The sequence below is a fragment of the Catenuloplanes japonicus genome, from assembly GCF_000717135.1.
GTDB lineage: Bacteria > Actinomycetota > Actinomycetes > Mycobacteriales > Micromonosporaceae > Catenuloplanes > Catenuloplanes japonicus.
The window spans coordinates 664,636-679,460 of the sequence record NZ_JNXY01000001.1 but is presented as its reverse complement, the minus strand read 5'-3'; the positions used below and the strand labels follow the sequence as shown (position 1 = coordinate 679,460).

The 14,825-nt window shown below is 72.2% G+C and carries 19 protein-coding genes; 12 read left to right on the top strand and 7 right to left on the bottom strand.

The features are described 5' to 3' along the window. Positions 1 to 292: 292 nt before the first annotated feature. Positions 293 to 865 carry a GAF domain-containing protein gene (locus OP04_RS03205; protein WP_033337801.1) on the top strand — a complete coding sequence of 191 codons (573 nt, stop codon included), beginning with the start codon at positions 293 to 295 and terminating at the stop codon, positions 863 to 865. On the opposite strand, the gene OP04_RS03200 is transcribed toward OP04_RS03205, so the two are convergent. The 3 genes from OP04_RS03200 to OP04_RS03190 all read right to left on the bottom strand — a co-directional run bounded on the left by OP04_RS03200 (position 866) and on the right by OP04_RS03190 (position 4,064). Beyond that, positions 866 to 1,777 (bottom strand): sensor histidine kinase, encoded by a 912-nt coding sequence (locus OP04_RS03200; protein WP_051796998.1) that lies wholly within the window; start codon positions 1,775 to 1,777, stop codon positions 866 to 868. Then, complete coding sequence (locus OP04_RS49085; protein WP_051796997.1) at positions 1,774 to 2,589, bottom strand: MEDS domain-containing protein; 816 nt, start codon at positions 2,587 to 2,589, stop codon at positions 1,774 to 1,776. Before OP04_RS49085 ends, OP04_RS03200 begins: the two co-directional genes overlap by 4 nt. 65 nt (positions 2,590 to 2,654) lie before the next feature. Further along, positions 2,655 to 4,064 carry an SDR family oxidoreductase gene (locus OP04_RS03190; protein ID WP_033337800.1) on the bottom strand — a complete coding sequence of 470 codons (1,410 nt, stop codon included), beginning with the start codon at positions 4,062 to 4,064 and terminating at the stop codon, positions 2,655 to 2,657. Positions 4,065 to 4,249: 185 nt separating this feature from the next. Here OP04_RS03190 and OP04_RS03185 point away from each other — a divergent pair, with 185 nt between their 5' ends. Beyond that, entirely contained in the window at positions 4,250 to 5,203 is a 954-nt protein-coding gene (locus OP04_RS03185; protein ID WP_033337799.1) for a zinc-binding dehydrogenase, read from the top strand. Between the two features lie 212 nt (positions 5,204 to 5,415). Here the strand turns inward: OP04_RS03185 and OP04_RS03180 are convergent, their stop codons facing one another. Beyond that, complete coding sequence (locus OP04_RS03180; RefSeq protein WP_033337798.1) at positions 5,416 to 6,075, bottom strand: nucleotidyltransferase family protein; 660 nt, start codon at positions 6,073 to 6,075, stop codon at positions 5,416 to 5,418. Between the two features lie 9 nt (positions 6,076 to 6,084). Beyond that, complete coding sequence (locus OP04_RS03175; RefSeq protein ID WP_033337797.1) at positions 6,085 to 6,495, bottom strand: MarR family winged helix-turn-helix transcriptional regulator; 411 nt, start codon at positions 6,493 to 6,495, stop codon at positions 6,085 to 6,087. Between the two features lie 196 nt (positions 6,496 to 6,691). Here OP04_RS03175 and OP04_RS03170 point away from each other — a divergent pair, with 196 nt between their 5' ends. The 4 genes from OP04_RS03170 to OP04_RS03155 all read left to right on the top strand — a co-directional run bounded on the left by OP04_RS03170 (position 6,692) and on the right by OP04_RS03155 (position 9,042). Next, positions 6,692 to 7,009 (top strand): putative quinol monooxygenase, encoded by a 318-nt coding sequence (locus OP04_RS03170; RefSeq protein ID WP_033337796.1) that lies wholly within the window; start codon positions 6,692 to 6,694, stop codon positions 7,007 to 7,009. Positions 7,010 to 7,088: 79 nt separating this feature from the next. Beyond that, a complete protein-coding gene (locus OP04_RS03165) occupies positions 7,089 to 7,712 on the top strand; it encodes a GntR family transcriptional regulator (protein WP_033337795.1) in 624 nt (207 codons plus the stop codon). Between the two features lie 39 nt (positions 7,713 to 7,751). Continuing rightward, positions 7,752 to 8,576 carry a hypothetical protein gene (locus OP04_RS03160; protein WP_051796996.1) on the top strand — a complete coding sequence of 275 codons (825 nt, stop codon included), beginning with the start codon at positions 7,752 to 7,754 and terminating at the stop codon, positions 8,574 to 8,576. A gap of 73 nt (positions 8,577 to 8,649) precedes the next feature. Further along, positions 8,650 to 9,042, top strand: a complete 393-nt coding sequence (locus OP04_RS03155) for a hypothetical protein (protein ID WP_157239173.1) — start codon at positions 8,650 to 8,652, stop codon at positions 9,040 to 9,042. A gap of 49 nt (positions 9,043 to 9,091) precedes the next feature. Here the strand turns inward: OP04_RS03155 and OP04_RS03150 are convergent, their stop codons facing one another. Beyond that, on the bottom strand, positions 9,092 to 9,673 hold the full coding sequence (locus tag OP04_RS03150) for a TetR/AcrR family transcriptional regulator (protein ID WP_033337793.1): 582 nt from the start codon (positions 9,671 to 9,673) through the stop codon (positions 9,092 to 9,094). Positions 9,674 to 9,794: 121 nt separating this feature from the next. Here OP04_RS03150 and OP04_RS03145 point away from each other — a divergent pair, with 121 nt between their 5' ends. The 5 genes from OP04_RS03145 to OP04_RS03125 all read left to right on the top strand — a co-directional run bounded on the left by OP04_RS03145 (position 9,795) and on the right by OP04_RS03125 (position 13,573). Next, positions 9,795 to 10,400 (top strand): LUD domain-containing protein, encoded by a 606-nt coding sequence (locus OP04_RS03145; RefSeq protein ID WP_051796995.1) that lies wholly within the window; start codon positions 9,795 to 9,797, stop codon positions 10,398 to 10,400. 134 nt (positions 10,401 to 10,534) lie between these two features. Beyond that, positions 10,535 to 10,906 (top strand): DoxX family protein, encoded by a 372-nt coding sequence (locus OP04_RS03140; protein ID WP_033337792.1) that lies wholly within the window; start codon positions 10,535 to 10,537, stop codon positions 10,904 to 10,906. A gap of 21 nt (positions 10,907 to 10,927) precedes the next feature. After that, positions 10,928 to 11,941, top strand: coding sequence for a CE1758 family FMN-dependent luciferase-like monooxygenase (locus OP04_RS03135; protein WP_033337791.1), 1,014 nt, complete (start codon positions 10,928 to 10,930; stop codon positions 11,939 to 11,941). Positions 11,942 to 12,007: 66 nt separating this feature from the next. After that, the gene (locus OP04_RS03130; protein WP_033337790.1) at positions 12,008 to 12,970 is read left to right on the top strand and encodes an aldo/keto reductase; all 963 of its coding nucleotides are present in this window, start codon (positions 12,008 to 12,010) and stop codon (positions 12,968 to 12,970) included. Positions 12,971 to 12,979: 9 nt separating this feature from the next. Continuing rightward, entirely contained in the window at positions 12,980 to 13,573 is a 594-nt protein-coding gene (locus OP04_RS03125) for a TetR/AcrR family transcriptional regulator (protein ID WP_232323445.1), read from the top strand. On the opposite strand, the gene OP04_RS03120 is transcribed toward OP04_RS03125, so the two are convergent. Next, positions 13,545 to 14,150: a TetR/AcrR family transcriptional regulator gene (locus tag OP04_RS03120; protein ID WP_232323444.1), complete on the bottom strand. Its 606-nt coding sequence runs from the start codon at positions 14,148 to 14,150 to the stop codon at positions 13,545 to 13,547. The genes OP04_RS03125 and OP04_RS03120 overlap by 29 nt on opposite strands. 64 nt (positions 14,151 to 14,214) lie before the next feature. Between OP04_RS03120 and OP04_RS03115 the strand changes: the two genes are divergently transcribed. Further along, entirely contained in the window at positions 14,215 to 14,787 is a 573-nt protein-coding gene (locus OP04_RS03115; RefSeq protein WP_033337788.1) for a TIGR03086 family metal-binding protein, read from the top strand. Positions 14,788 to 14,825: the final 38 nt, after the last annotated feature.

Below are 14,825 nucleotides of genomic sequence, written 5' to 3'. Positions count from 1 at the left end.
CTAGCCGTAATCGCGTGGCCGGACACACGGACCATGACGTCCCGCCCTGGAGCAGTTCGTGTGGTCCCGGCTCACGCGGCGAGTTCGCCGGCACGCGCGGCGGCGGTGAAGGCCTGCCGCGGCGACGGCCATACCAGCCGCCGCCCAGTGCAGGACCGTCGCCGCCGTCCCGGCAGGCTGGGTGGTCGCCGTCCGGAATCACCCGGTCGCACGCGCGGCATTCCGGCTCAGTCGGGTGGATGCTCTCTAGACTCTCAGCGGTCCAGCACCCGAGACCGCGAAGGACGCAGCCGTGACGACCAGCAGCACCGCGTACGAGTATCTGGACTCCGCCGGAACCGACACCGAAGCCGACGCCGACGCAGACGCCCTCGAGCAGCACAGGCTGGCGGCCGTCCGCCGCTATGTGCTCGTGGATCAGCCGGTCGAGGACGCCTACGACCGGATCGCGTTCCTGGCCGGCACGATCTTCGACACCCCGATCGCCACGGTGTCGCTGGTGGAGCAGGATCGGGTGTGGCTGGCGGCCTGCCAGGGCCTGGCCGGTGTGCGCGAGGTCGGCCGGGAGCCGGGCCTGTGCGCGTCCGTCATCGCCCAGGACGACACCTACGTGATCAACGATGCGGCGGTCGACCCGCGCACGCTCGCCCATCCGCTGGTCCGTGGTGAGCTGGGCCTGCGCTTCTACGCGGCCGCCCCGATCCGCACCCGGGACGGCTACCGGCTCGGCACGGTCAACGTCATCGACGACCGCCCGCGCACCGCGACGCCGCGCCAGCTCCGGGCCCTGGAGCACCTGGCCGCGATGGTCACCGACGAGCTGGAGCTGCGTCTGACCGTCATCCGCAGCGCGGCCGCACGGTGATCAGCCGGCGCTGAGCGAGATCCGGATGCGGCCGCCGTCGATCGCGACCGCGTCGCACAACTGGCGGACGATCCACAGTCCGCGCCCGCCGAGCCCGTTCCCGGCCGGGGCCGCGTAGCCGGCCAGCGGGTCCGTCGGCCCAGGCCCGTCGTCGGCCACCTCGCAGACCACGGACGAGCCCTCCCGCCAGACGCGCAGCCGCCGCTCGCCACGACCGTGCCGCAGCCCGTTGACCGCGATCTCGGTGACGCACAGCTGCAGGTCGTCGAGCGGTTCGGAGGGCCAGCCGGCCGCGATGGCGCGCAGCGCCTGGCGGACGGCGCTGAGGTCGGTGACGTCGTGCAGGACGCGGTCGAGCAGCGGCGGGCCGGTGACCGCGGGCGGTGTCTCGAGCAGCTCGGCCAGCAGCGACGCGGGCTGCAGGTAGCCGGGGCTGTCGCGGCGGACCGGGTCGCGGATGACCGGGTGGGTGCGCAGCGCGTCGGCGAGGACGGCGGCGGGGAGCGCGCGGGTGTCGTACGGGCAGACGATCCACGCGGGCGCGTCCGCGAACAGGACGTTGACGGCGGACTCGTACCGTGTCCAGGCCTGGTGTCTGTCCAGGGAGCCGAAGGCGACCTCGCCGATGATCCGCACGCGTGCGTGGCCCCGGGCGCGCGCGCCGGCCAGCTGCGCGGCCCATCCGGCGATGGTCACGACGGGGCGCCGGTACCACTGATCACGGTCGATGAAGACGATCCGGCCGGCGTCCTCACCGAGCGCGTCACGCAGCAGCGCCGCATTGTCCGCGTGGGCCGCGATGATCACGGCGTCGCCGTCGGCCAGTCCGTCGTGGACGAACGGCAGCAGCGCGTCGCGGAACGTGACGTCGCTGTCGTAGAAGAGCGCCTCGTGGCACAGGCCGGTGGTCATCCCAGCAGCCTGATCAGCTTCGTGAGCTGCGGGGACTCGCCGGTCAGCCGGATGCTCCCGGCGTCTGCCGCGCGGACCAGCCGGGTGGCGGTGGAGACGTCGTAGACCGCGACCCCGGACAGGTCGACCTCGCCGGTCCGGCCGGCGGCGGTGGACTCCTCGGCGAGCGTGGCGAGCATGGCCGCGACCGCGTCCCGGTTGGCCGCGTCGATCTCGCCGCGCAGCGTCAGCCGGTAGGGGGCCGTGGTGTAGCGCATGCGCAGCGCGGGCTCCCACAGGTCGCCGTCGGCCGCGCCCTTCGCGCACGGGTGCGCGGAGATGATCGGGGCGAGCTCCGCGGCCGTGAACAGGCGCCGGTCGTAGAGGCAGAGCGCCATCGCGTAGCCCTCGGCGAAGACCCGGTTGACCCTGGCCTCGTACGACGCGAGATCCTCCGCGCCGGGCAGCCGGGACGCCGCCCACGCCATGTCCCCGATCGCGCGCAGCCCGGTCCACCCGGCGGCCCGGGTGGCGTCCTGCTCGGCGGCCCACGCGGCCGGCATCGCGGCGGCGTCGAACCGGCCGGACGCCAGGTAGCCCCGCGCGGAGGAGGTGATCCGCAGCTGGCCGGCCTCGACCGCGGCCGCGACCGGGACGCCGCGCGCCTCCAGCCCGGCGGACACCGCCTGCGGCATCAGGCTGTGCGTGAAGTACACGATCCGGTGGTGGCGGGCGAGGCCGTCGCTGATGTACCTGCTGGTCACCTGCAGCTGCTCGTCGTCGGTGCCGACCGTCCAGCACACGTGGTCGCCCGGCCGCAGCGTCTCCACCATCCCGTCACCCCCCTCCGCCTGCGAATCCCCTGAGAATAACGCGACGGGAGGGCCGGACACGCCGTCTACCAGGCTGCCGGAGCGTAATCCTTGAGGAAGCAACCGTACAGGTCCTCACCCGCCTCGCCGCGCACGATCGGGTCGTAGACGCGGGCCGCGCCGTCGACCAGGTCCAGCGGCGCGTGGAAGCCCTCGTCCCGCATGCGCATCTTCGTCGGGTGCGGGCGCTCGTCCGTGATCCAGCCGGTGTCCACGCTGGTCATCAGGATGCCGTCGGTGAACATGTCGTCGGCGCTGGTGCGGGTCAGCATGTTCAGCGCGGCCTTGGCCATGTTCGTGTGCGGGTGGCCGGCGCCCTTGTAGCCGCGGGTGAAGATGCCTTCCATGGCGGACACGTTCACCACGTACCGCCGCGGGAACGAGGACGCCGCCATCGCCGCCCGCAAGCGGCTGACCAGCACGAACGGCGCGGTCACGTTGCACAGCTGCACCTCGAGGAGCTCCATCGGCGGTACCTCGTGCACGCGGTCGCTCCAGCTGTTCGTGGCCGCCTCGTCCGGCACCAGGCCGCCCGCGTCGATCAGCGTGGAGCCGGCGGTCAGTGCCATCGCGGTCACGTTGTGCGCGCTGACCAGCGGCGCACCCGGGGAGCCTCCGGTCAGCTCGCCGGCCGCGGACCGCCCGCCGAGGAACTCGACCTCGGGCAGCGGGCCGGCCGGCAACGGCGCGTTCTCGGCCGCCACGATCGCGGCGTAGCTTCCGGCCGGACGGCGTACCGTCTGCGCCGCGTTGTTGATCAGGATGTCCAGTGGCCCGGCGGCCGCGACCGAGTCGGCCAGCGCCACCACCTGGGCCGGATCGCGCAGGTCGATGCCGACGACGCGCAGCCGGTGCAGCCAGTCGCCGCTGTCCGGCATCGCGGTGAACCGGCGCACCGCGTCGTGCGGGAACCGGGTGGTGATCGTGGTGTGCGCGCCGTCGCGCAGCAGCCGCAGCGCGATATACATGCCGATCTTGGCGCGCCCGCCGGTGAGCAGCGCCCGCCGCCCGGTCAGGTCGGTGCGCGCGTCCCGGCGGCTGTGGTTCAGCGCCGCGCAGTCCGGGCAGAGCTGGTGGTACCACGCGTCGACCACCGTGTAGCGCTTCTTGCAGGTGTAACAGCCGCGCGGCTGCTGCAGCACGCCCGCGGTCTCACCCTTCGCCCGCGTCTGCAGCGGCAGGCCGGCCGTCTCGTCGTCGATCCGTCCCGGCGCGCCGGTCGCGGTCGACTCGGTCACCGCGCGGTCGTTCGCGAGCACCGCGTCCCGCCGCTCCTTGCGCCGCTGCAGCTTCGTGGTCTTGAACAGGCCCGCCGTGGCCCGCCGGACCGCGACCGCGTCCGGGTGCTCCGGTGGCAACGCCTCGGCCTCCGCGATCACCTCCAGGCAGAGGGCCAGTCGCTGCGGGTCCAGACCAGTCGTCACCGTGCCGTTCACGTCGGCGACTGTACTTGGCCACCCCCGTTTCCCCGAAAACCGGTGACGCGGTCGTCACGATCAACACCAAGATCCATCAACGGTACGGCCGACGCGTTACCCGATCCGCTCCGTGCCTGTCTTGACCTCAACTCCGGTTGAGGCCGGATCCTCGTCCGTGTTGCCCGCTCACGGAGGGATCACCCATGCGTGCTGTTCAGGTGGCCGAGTTCGGCGGCCCGGAGGTCCTGACGCCGGTCACGCTGCCGGACCCGTCCCCCGGCCCCGGCCAGGTCGTGGTCGCCGTCGAGGCCGCCGACGTGATCTTCCTCGACACCATGCTGCGCCGCGGCCTCGCGCCGCCGACGTTCCCGCTCACGCTGCCCTACGTGCCCGGTTTCGGCGGCGCCGGCACGGTGACCTCCGTCGGCGACGGCGTGGACGCGTCCTGGCTCGGGCGGCGTGTCGTGGCCCGCGCCGACGACGGCGGTTACGCGGAACGGTTCGCCGCGTCCGCGGAGACGCTGGTCCCGGTGCCGGACTCGGTGACGAGCGCGCAGGCAGCCGCGCTGATGCACGACGGCGTGACCGCGCTGCGCTACGACCGGCTGGGCGCGCCGGACCGCGACGAGTGGGTGCTGGTGCTGGCCGCCGCGGGCGGTGCCGGCTCGCTGCTGGTGCAGTTGGCCGTCGAGGCCGGCGCGCGGGTGGTGGCGGCCGCGTCCAGCACGGAGAAGCGGCGGCTGGCCCGATCACTGGGCGCGTCGGTCACGGTCGACTACACCACGCCGGACTGGCCGCAGACCGTCCGCACCGCGATCGACGGCGGCGTGTCGCTGGTCTACGACGGGGCCGGCGGCGAGTTCGGCACGGCCGCGCGCGGGGCGACCGAGGACGGCGGCCGGATCGTGGCCTTCGGGACCGCGAACGGCTTCCCCGTCTCCGATGCCGAGCGCGGCATCCGGGTGATCACGCCGCTGTCGGACGGCCGGCCGACGCCGGCGACGATGCGCGAGTTCCTGCGGCTCGCGCTGGAACGCGCCGCCGAGGGCCGGCTCCGCCCGTCGATCGGCGCGACGTTTCCCCTGGACCGGGCCGCGGACGCACATCACTCCCTCGCGGCCCGCACCACGATCGGGAAGTCGCTGCTGTTGATCTGATGGGCGCGGCTCATCGGCGCCAGGTCCGCCTCGGCTGCCGGTCGAAGCCGCGCGGCCGCTCACGCGTGTCTCTGCTGATCCGGACCTCGCGGCCGGCCGCTCCTGTACGTGCCCCTGCTGATCCGGGCCACTCGGCCGGTCGCCCTCAGCGGCGGTCAGGCTGCGGTCAACGGGCACTCCGTGCCCGAAATTTCATGAAATAGTCGCCGGACTCAGGACGCCCTGTAGCCGTCGAAGAGCGGACCGCCCGCGCGGTCCAGCACCTCTTCCGCGAAGGCCGCCGGCTCGTCGCGTGCCTCCGTCCAGCGCGCGGCGAGCTCCGGGTCCCACTCGCGCAGCTCGCGGAGCAGCCACTTGCCGTGGCTCACCCACCGGCCGCCGGCCGCCAGCGCCACCCGTGCCGACCCGGCCCACAGCTCGGCCGCGATCACCGCGCGTTCGCCCTGGTCCACGCCGTGCCGGTAGTCGTCGAGCAGGTCGGTCAGCTCGTACCGCAGCCGGTCACGTTCCGCGTCGGTCAGCGGCGGCGGCCCGTCCGCGAGCACCCGCGCGCACCGCGCCTGCAGCGCACCCGGGTCGCCGCACAGCGGCACGCCGCGGGCCAGCATCCGGTGCGCGGTCGGCCTGCGTTGTGCCAGCTCGCTCGCGAGGAAGCCGTCCAGCCGCTCCGGCGTGTGCACGAACAGCTCCACCGGCCACCCGCGGAAGTACAGGCTCTCCCGGAAGCCGGTCCCCGCCTCGCGCATGACCAGGATGTCCAGGTCCGACCCGGCCGTCCGGGCCGCCCCGAGCACGCTCCCGGTCAGCACCGCCCACACCGCCTCCGGAAACCGCTTCTGCACCAGCGCCCGCGCGTCCCCCACCGCATCCATCCCCGGAATCTAGCCGGAGAGCGTCTCCAGCATCCGGGCCAGGTCGTCGCGCTCGCCCGCGTCCAGCCGGGTCAGGCGCGCGTCGAACCGCGCGGACAGGATGGCGAGCGCGCGTTCCAGGACGTCGGCGCCGGCGGGCGTGAGGACCAGGCGGTGGCGGCGCAGGTCGTCCGGGTCGATCTCGCGGGCGACGAACTGCTTGGCGACCAGGTTCTTCAGGTACACGGTCAGCGTCGGCTTCGGGAGCACGAGCTTGATCGCCAGCTCGGCCGGGTAGCGACATTCTTCGATCTCGGCCAGCACGAAGAACTCCTTCACCTCCACCCCGAGCGCCTCCACGTCCGCGGCGCACTCGCTCAGCACCCGGTTCAGGAACTGGTAGTTCAGCGTCCAGATACGGGCCTGTTCGGGCTTTGACATCGGGCTCCTCACGCGTGATAGTTTATTTTCGTACTAGTCGCCATCTAGAACTAGCGCAGGCATGTAGTAGTGGTGCCTCAAAACTATCGCATCGGCCCGTCCACGGTCGTCGTCGGCGCCACGCCGGACGTCCGGAACCTCGTCGAGCCGGCCACGCGCTCGTACGGCGCGCGGCACACTGCCGAAAGGAACACGCATGACCGCCAGCTATGTCACCGTCATCTGGGAAGCCCAGGCCAAGGCGGGCCGCCAGGACGCGCTCAAGGCGTTCATCACCGCGGCCGTCACCCCGTCCCGCAGCGATCCGGGCAACATCGACTACGAGGCCCACGAGGTCGAGGGCCGGCCCGGCACGTTCGTGATCTACGAGCGCTGGGAGACCCGCGCGCACCTGGACGCGCACCTCAACGCGCCGCGCATGGCCACGCTAATCCCGCAGATGCTCGACCTGATCGAGCCGCTGGGCCCGGACAACGGCATCCGCCTGCTGCGCCCGTTCCGTCCCGAGAAGTAGGAACACCGCTCCGGACCGGGGTACCTCACCCGGTCCGGAGCGTCCGCTCCCCCGTCCGGGCAAGCGATAGGGTGACGGGATGACGGCGGCGGAGCGGGCGTATGCGTACATGAAGGAGCGCATCATCCGGGGGGAGCTCGTCGGCGGCGAGCGATTGAGCGAGGGCCAGATCTGCGCCGCGCTGGAGCTGAGCCGGACACCGGTGCACGAGGCCTTCCTGCGCCTCGAGGCGGAACGGCTGCTGACGCTGTCGAGCCGGCAGGGCGCGGTGGTCACCGCGATCCCGCCCGGCGAGGCGCGGGACGTGCTGGAGATGCGCGGCGCGCTGGAGCGCACGGCCGCGGCCCGCGTGGTCGCGGACCGGGTGGATCCGGCGCGGATAACCGCGGCGTTGCGCTCGCCGCTCGGCTACCAGCGCGAGGCGCTGGACGGCGACGACCTCAACGCGTACGTGGTGGCCGACTGCGATTTTCACGGCGCGGTCATAGCGCTGTCCGGCAACCGGATCGCCGCCCACTTCTACGACCTGCTCCGGGACCGCCAGTTGCGGCTGTTCCACCAGGTCTTCACGGTCGGCGGTCTGAAGCCGGACGAGGCGCTGGACGAGCACGAGGATCTGGCCCGGCTGCTGGCCGCGCACGACGGGGCCGGCTACCTGGCCGTGCTGGACCGGCATCTGGCGCGCCACCAGGGCGTACTCTGAGCGTCTGAACCCGGGCACGGCCGTCGACGTCAGTGGGGCATGCGAATCCTTCCCACCGCGCCGGCCGAGGCCGTCGAGGCCGAGTCGATGTATCTGTACGAGGCCGGCGCACCCCTGCCCGACCAGGAGATCCTGGGCGTGGCCACCTACCGCTTCGACGGCGGCGTGGTCCTGTCCGCGCGTAACGACGCGAGCGGCTTCTGGAGCAAGGCGCTGGGTTTCGGCTTCGGCGCACCCGTCACCGGCGACCTGATCGACCGGATTCTCGACGTGTACCGTGCCGAGGCCAACCCGCACGCGGGCCTGGAGTTCGCGCCGGAGGTGCTGCCGCGCGACTGGGACGACATCGTCGCCACCCGCGGGCTGCGGCCCGGCCCGCTGATCGTCAAGCTGGCGGCCCGCGTCGACGAGATCACCCCCGGGCCGTCCGATCTGCGCATCGCGCCGGTCGCCGACGACGAGGTGGCGGCGTGGGCGGCGGCGGTCCTGACCGGGCTCGGCCGGCCGCTGGAGGGCTTCGGCGGCATGTTCGCGGCGACCGCGCGACTGCCGCAGTTCCATCCGTACGCGGCCTGGGCCGGCGACGACCTCGTCGGTGGCGCGAACCTGTACGTCGACGGCGCGGTCGCGTCGCTCAACGCCGGAGCGGTGCTCCCCGCCAGCCGTCGCCACGGCGGCCAGACCGGCCTGATCGCGGCCCGCGCCGCCAGGGCGCGGGAGCTCGGCTGCGAGTGGATCGTCACGGAGTGCGCCCAGCCGACGGCCGGCACGTCGAATCCGTCACTGAACAACATGCTGCGAGCGGGTTTCCGGCCGCTCTACCAGCGTCAGCACTTCTACGTGCCCCGCGAGACGGCCAGGTGATCCGAGCCACTGCCGGCAAAAACGGGGTAAAGTCCGCTTAGGCTCAAGGGGCACCCTCACGAAGGAGCCCCTCATGACACCTCGTCGATTCCTCGCAACAGTCACCACGCTGGCCACCGGCTCACTGGCGTTAGGCTCACCGGCGGCCGCGGCGCCGGTGAGCTGCGCGGACCACACGTTCACCGCCCCCGGGCAGGTCGCCGAGGGCCGGAGCTCGGCACCTTGGAACTACGTCATCTCCGCCCGGCCCGGCACGGTCGAGGTCTGCCTGGACGGCCCGGACGACGCGGACCTCGATCTCGTCGTCAGGCAGTTCACCTCGGGCGGGCTGGTCACCGTGGCGACCGCGACCGGCGACGGCGCCGACAAGTCGCTCTCCTACGACGGCGTCCCCAGCGCCTACCGGGTCGAGGTGGTGGCGACGAGCGGCGGCGGCGCCTACACGGTCGGCGTGACGATCCCCTGAGCCTCACGGCCGGCCGGCGATTCCCCGGCCGGCCGCACCGGGCTCAGGCTCAGCGGCAGACCCGCCGGATGAGGCTCTCCCAGCCACGCGTCAGCCGGTCCTCGATCTCGCTCTCCGGCGGCCCGTCGCCGTCCAGCGGCATGTAGAGCAGCAGCGGCGTGTCCAGCGCGGCCGCCAGCTGCATCGCCATCAGTTCCAGGTCGTCGCCCTCGACCGGCACCTGCCGCAACAGCATGCGGATGTGCAGGTGGATCGCACGGGCCGGAGGACCGAACGGCACCGGGGTACGGGTGTCGAGCGCGGCGCGGGCGATCTCCCGGTTCGCCAGCAGGAACCGGAGGCGTTCGCTGCCGAGCGCCACCAACCGGTCCAGCGGCTCCGCGCCGGGGCCGAGCGGCGGCGGCCCGGACATCATGCGGTTCTGGAAGTCCCGCTCGCCCTCGTCGAGCAGCGCACGGAAGATGCCCGCCCGGGTGCCGAACCGCCGGAAGACCGTGCCCTTCCCCAGGCCGGACCGCTCGGCCAGGCCGTCCATGGTGATCTTGTCGATGCCGTCCTCGGCCAGCATCTCGCGCACGGTCGTGACCAGCACCGCCCTGTTCCGGCTGGCGTCAGCACGTTCTTTCTTCACGCGCGCAGCCTATCGCCGCACCGAGGTGTGATCCGGGCCGCTTGCCGCCGCCAATAAGCGGGGTATAGTCCGTTACACAAGCGGGGGATAGTCCGCTTATAGAGAGAAGCGAGCAGCACTCATGTCTCAGTTCACCGTCCTGCCCGACGACGACACGATCAGCGCGACCGTGGCCGCGCTGGAGGCACACGGCTTCGGCGTGGAGGTCGTCGACGATCTCGAGGCCGCGCGGAAGGCCGTGCTGGCCCGCATCCCGCACGGCGCCAGGGTCTGGCGGAACCAGTCGATCACGCTCGACGAGATCGGCGTCTCGGCCGATGTCGACGCCGCCGGCGGGCCGTACGAATCGGTCCGGCTCCAGGTCACGGCCGAGAACTACGCCAGCCGCCAGATGAAGGAGCTCGCCGCCGCACCGGACTACGCGCTCGGCAGCGTGCACGCCGTCACCACGGACGGCGAGTTGCTGATCGGGTCCGCGTCCGGCAGCCAGTTCGCGACGCTCGCCTGGGGCGCGGACCGCGTGGTGCTGGTGGCCGGCCTGCACAAGGTCGTGCCGGACCTGCCGACCGCGCACCGCCGGGTGCGCGAGCACAGCCTGCCGCTGGAGGACCGGCGCGCCCGGGAGGCCTACGGCCAGAACAGCCGCCTCAACAAGGTCATGGAGATCTACGGCGAGATGCCGGGACGCATCCACCTGGTCCTGATCCGCCAGATCGTCGGTTTCTGACCCGCACACGTGCCGCTCCGGCCGCCGCCCGGACGGCGGCCGGCGTCACCACACCCCTGGGGGTCTCACGGCCAGGGCCCACAGCCCGCTGTTCGACCGTCCGGCCCCGAGTCACGACACGTAAAGGAACGACAGTGGATATCGCGGTATGGATCGCTTCCGGCATCCTCGCCCTCATTCTCGGCGGGGCGGGGGCGAGCAAGCTCGTACGGTCGAGGGAGAAGATTCTGGAGAACCCCAACATGGGGTGGGCCGACGACTTCAGTCAGACCGGGATCAGACTCATCGGGCTCGCCGAGGTTGCCGGCGCACTCGGGCTCGTCGTGCCGTGGGCCACGGATGTCCTGCCGGTGCTCACCCCCGTCGCCGGGTACTGCCTGGCCGCGCTGATGACCGGGGCCGGGATCGTCCACGTCCGGCGGCACGAGTACGCGGGCCTCCCTTTCGTACTGCTGCTGGTCTGTGGCGCTTTGTTCGTCGCGGTCGCGCGGACCGTCGCGCTCTGAGAACAGCCGGGAGACACCACCATGGAATTCGGTCTTTCGAGCATCGGTGACGTGACGCGGGACCCCGTCAGCGGCCGGCTGGTCTCCGAACACGAGCGGATCCACGCGCTCATGGGCATCGCCGTGCACGCCGAGGAGGCCGGTTTCGACGTCTTCGCGATCGGCGAGCACCACAACCCGCCCTACTTCTCCAGCGCGGACACGACGCTTCTGGCCTACATCGCGGCGCGGACCACCCGGATGACGCTGTCGACGTCGACCACGCTCATCACCACCAACGACCCCGTGAAGATCGCCGAGGACTTCGCGACCCTGCAGCATCTCTCGAACGGCAGGGCCGACCTGATGCTCGGCCGCGGGAACACGCCCGCGGTCTACCCCTGGTTCGGTCAGGACATCGACGACAGCCTCGCGCTCACGACCGAGAACTACGCGCTGCTACGCCTGCTGTGGCGCGCGGAGAACGTGGACTGGTCCGGGCGGTTCCGCGCACCGCTGACCGGTTTCACCTCGGTGCCGCGGCCGCTGGACGGCGTTCCGCCGTTCGTGTGGCACGGTTCCGTCCGCACTCCCGAGATCGCCGAGCAGGCGGCCCGGTACGGCGACGGCTTCTTCGTCAACAACATGTTCGCGCCGATGGAGCACTACGCCCGTTCCGTGGCGCTCTACCGGCGGCGGTTCGCCGAGCACGGGCACGGCCGGGCCGAGGACGGCATCGTCGGCGCGGGCTCCGGGATCTGGGTGCGCCCGCGCTCGCAGGACGCGCTGCGGGAGTACCGGCCCTACTTCGACGCGCATCCCGTCCATGCCCGGTCCGGTTCCTCCTTCGAGGAGGAGATCGCGCGCACCGGCCTGACGGTCGGTAGTCCGGCGCAGGTGGTCGAGAAGGTGCTGCGCTTCCCGGAGCACTTCGGCACCGTACGCCGGGTGCTGTTCGGCCTCGACTTCGGCGGCATGCCCGAATCCAAGATCCATGAGGTCATCGATCTGGTCGGCCAGGAGGTGCTGCCGGTCCTGCGACGGGAGCTCGCGTGACCACGCCGACTGGTTACAGATTACAAATCTTGTAATCTGTAACCAGTCGGCGTACCGTCGCCGGTCATGGAGATGAGGCAACTCGGCACCACCGGTCCGCGCGTTCCCGCGATCGGCCTCGGCATGGGCACGATGACGGACGAGCACGACCAGCGGAACCTCGACACGATCCGGGCCGCGATCGACGCCGGCGTCACGCTGCTCGACACCGCCGACTTCTACGGCAGCGGCCACAACGAGCAACTGATCCGCCGCGCGCTGCACCCCGGCGACCGCGAGCACGTGATCATCAGCGACAAGTTCGGCAGCCTCCGCGACCCCGGCGGCCGTTTCGTCGGTCTCACCGCGTCGCCGGCCCACGTGAAGAGCGCGCTCGGCTACTCGCTGCGGCGGATCGGCACCGACTACCTCGACATCTACCGCCCGTGCCGGCTCGACCCGGCCACCCCGATCGAGGACACGGTCGGCGCGATCGCGGAGATGGTCGAGGCGGGCTGGGTGCGCCACATCGGCCTGTCCGAGGTCGGCGCCGACACGATCCGGCGCGCGCACGCCGTCCACCCGATCGCCGACGTCCAGATCGAGTACTCCCTGCTCAACCGCGGTGCCGAGCGGGCGATCCTGGCCACCTGCCGCGAGCTGGGCATCGGCGTCACCGCGTACGGCGTCCTCGGCCACGGCCTGCTCACCGGCGCCCCGATCGGTGGCGAGCGCGCCTACCTGCCGCAGCTGACCGGCGACAACCTGACCGCGAACCTGGCGCTCGTCGAGCGGCTCCGCCCGATCGCGGAGGCCCGCGGCGCGACGATCCCGCAGCTGGCGATCGCGTGGGTCCTGGCACAGGGCGAGTCGATCGTCGCGCTGGTCGGCGCCGGCCGTCCGTCCCGGATCGCCGCGGCCGTCGACGCGATCGCGATCACGCTGACCGAGGACGACCTGGCCGAGATCGCACGGGCCGTGCCCGCGGGCGCGGTCGCCGGCACCCGCTACCCCGCGCCGCTGATGGCGAGACTCGACAGCGAGCGCTAGATTCTCCCGGTGAGGGCCGCGCTGGACACCGAGACGATCATGGTCGCGGCCGAGGACATGCTGCGTAGGCACGGTCCCGCCAAAGCGACCGTGGTGGACGTGGCCCGCGCGCTCGGCGTCAGTCACGCGGCCGTCTACCGGCACTTCCCGTCGAAGGCGGCGCTGCGCGAGGCGGTGGCGCGGCGCTGGCTGACCCGCAACCTCGGCGACCTGGCCGACGTCGCGTCCGACCCCGGCCGCACGCCCCCGGAGCGGTTGCGGAGCTGGATCACGCTGCTGTTCCACCGCAAGCGCGAGGGCGCGGTCACCGAGCCTGACCTGTACGCCACCGTCGGCGTGCTGGCGAAGGAGAACAGCACGGTCATCACCGAGCACCTCGGCACGCTGCTGGGTCAGCTGGAGACGATCATCGCGGCCGGCATCGGCGCCGGTGACTTCGCCTTTCCCGGGGGCGCGCCGGCCGCGGCCCGTACCGTGCTGGATGCCACGGAGGCGTTCCACGCGCCCGGCAGCGCCGCCCAGTGGGCGCGACCGGACCGGGACGACGCGCTGGCCGCGCTCTGCACGCTGATCATCAGGGGGCTGGGAGCAGCACCTCGGTGAGCCGGTCGTAGAGCCAGTCCGCCGCGTCGGCCGGTGACCAGCCAAGGTCGCCGGTGAGCGTGAAGTACGAGTGGTTGCCCAGGAAGTACCACAGCAGGTCGCAGGCGGTGCCCGCCTCCAGGCCGGGGCGCAACGCGCCCAGCTCGGCCAGCCGGTTCGCGACCAGGAACAGTCCGTCGCGGAGGCTGGAGCGGGCCAGTTCGAGGCTCTCCCGCACCCCCGGGTCCTGCGGCGCCGCGTCGGTGACCTGGCGCATCAGCGGCGACCACACCGCGAACGTGGAACTGGTCCCGTCCACGATGAAGCGCAGCAGCGCGGCCGGGTCGGTGTGCGCGGCGACGATCGCGTCCAGATTCGCCTCGCTGTCGCCGGTGCCCTCCTCGATGAGCGTGCGCAGCAGCCCGCTCTTGCCGCCGCCGGCCGCGTAGACCGTGGGCGCCGCGACCCGGGCCGCGCGCGCGATGTCCTCGACGCGGGTCTCGAAGTAGCCGCGCTCGACGAACAGCTGCCGGGCCGCGTCCAGGATCGCCTGACGGGTGGCTGCCGCGTACTCCGCACGCCGGCTGGGGGATGTCACACCGAGCATCCTAACCTGATGGCATACTCTGTTCGATATAGCCACCTATCAGAGGGACTCGCCGATGACCGCGATCTTCGCCGTGCTGGACGATCTCGCACGCGTGACCAGCTCCATCACGCCCGACCAGGAGGGGCTGCCCACCCCCTGCACCGAGATGGACGTCCACACGCTCCGCGGCCACCTGCTCGGCTGGCTGCACTACTTCGACGCCGCCCTCACCGATCCCGCCGGCACCGACCGCCCCGACCCGGACACGCACCCGTCCCACGACACCGCGCTCACCCAGATCAACACCCTGGCCGCCACGGTACGAAGCGCGCTCTCCGCCGACATCGCCACCGTCAACCTGCCCCGCCTCGGCGGCGCCTACCCCGTCACCACCACGCTGGACTTCCTCCAGGCGGAGGCGCTCGGCCACGGCTGGGACCTGTCCGTCGCCACCGGCCAGCCCTGGCACCCCTCCCCCGCCATCAGCGCCGACACCCTCACCTTCCTCCGGCAGACCGTCCAGCCCGCCTACCGCGGCCCCGGCCTCCCCTTCGGCCCCGAGATCCCCATCCCCGCCGACGCCCCCACCCTCGACCGCCTCCTCGCCTTCACCGGCCGCGACCCGTCCTGGAAGCCGGCGGCGTGACCGACGCGGGCCCGGCTCGCACCGGGCCCGCCCAGGCG

What these genes read in the sequence shown, in the direction of transcription:
- OP04_RS03200 (WP_051796998.1), bottom strand. Translation starts at nt 1,777, where the DNA reads ATGACCACCGGCCTGTGCCACGAGGCGCTCTTCTACGACAGCGACGTC.
- OP04_RS49085 (WP_051796997.1), bottom strand. Translation starts at nt 2,589, where the DNA reads ATGGTGGAGACGCTGCGGCCGGGCGACCACGTGTGCTGGACGGTCGGC.
- OP04_RS03185 (WP_033337799.1), top strand. Translation starts at nt 4,250, where the DNA reads ATGCGTGCTGTTCAGGTGGCCGAGTTCGGCGGCCCGGAGGTCCTGACG.
- OP04_RS03180 (WP_033337798.1), bottom strand. Translation starts at nt 6,075, where the DNA reads ATGGATGCGGTGGGGGACGCGCGGGCGCTGGTGCAGAAGCGGTTTCCG.
- OP04_RS03175 (WP_033337797.1), bottom strand. Translation starts at nt 6,495, where the DNA reads ATGTCAAAGCCCGAACAGGCCCGTATCTGGACGCTGAACTACCAGTTC.
- OP04_RS03170 (WP_033337796.1), top strand. Translation starts at nt 6,692, where the DNA reads ATGACCGCCAGCTATGTCACCGTCATCTGGGAAGCCCAGGCCAAGGCG.
- OP04_RS03165 (WP_033337795.1), top strand. Translation starts at nt 7,089, where the DNA reads ATGACGGCGGCGGAGCGGGCGTATGCGTACATGAAGGAGCGCATCATC.
- OP04_RS03160 (WP_051796996.1), top strand. Translation starts at nt 7,752, where the DNA reads ATGCGAATCCTTCCCACCGCGCCGGCCGAGGCCGTCGAGGCCGAGTCG.
- OP04_RS03155 (WP_157239173.1), top strand. Translation starts at nt 8,650, where the DNA reads ATGACACCTCGTCGATTCCTCGCAACAGTCACCACGCTGGCCACCGGC.
- OP04_RS03145 (WP_051796995.1), top strand. Translation starts at nt 9,795, where the DNA reads ATGTCTCAGTTCACCGTCCTGCCCGACGACGACACGATCAGCGCGACC.
- OP04_RS03135 (WP_033337791.1), top strand. Translation starts at nt 10,928, where the DNA reads ATGGAATTCGGTCTTTCGAGCATCGGTGACGTGACGCGGGACCCCGTC.
- OP04_RS03130 (WP_033337790.1), top strand. Translation starts at nt 12,008, where the DNA reads ATGGAGATGAGGCAACTCGGCACCACCGGTCCGCGCGTTCCCGCGATC.
- OP04_RS03115 (WP_033337788.1), top strand. Translation starts at nt 14,215, where the DNA reads ATGACCGCGATCTTCGCCGTGCTGGACGATCTCGCACGCGTGACCAGC.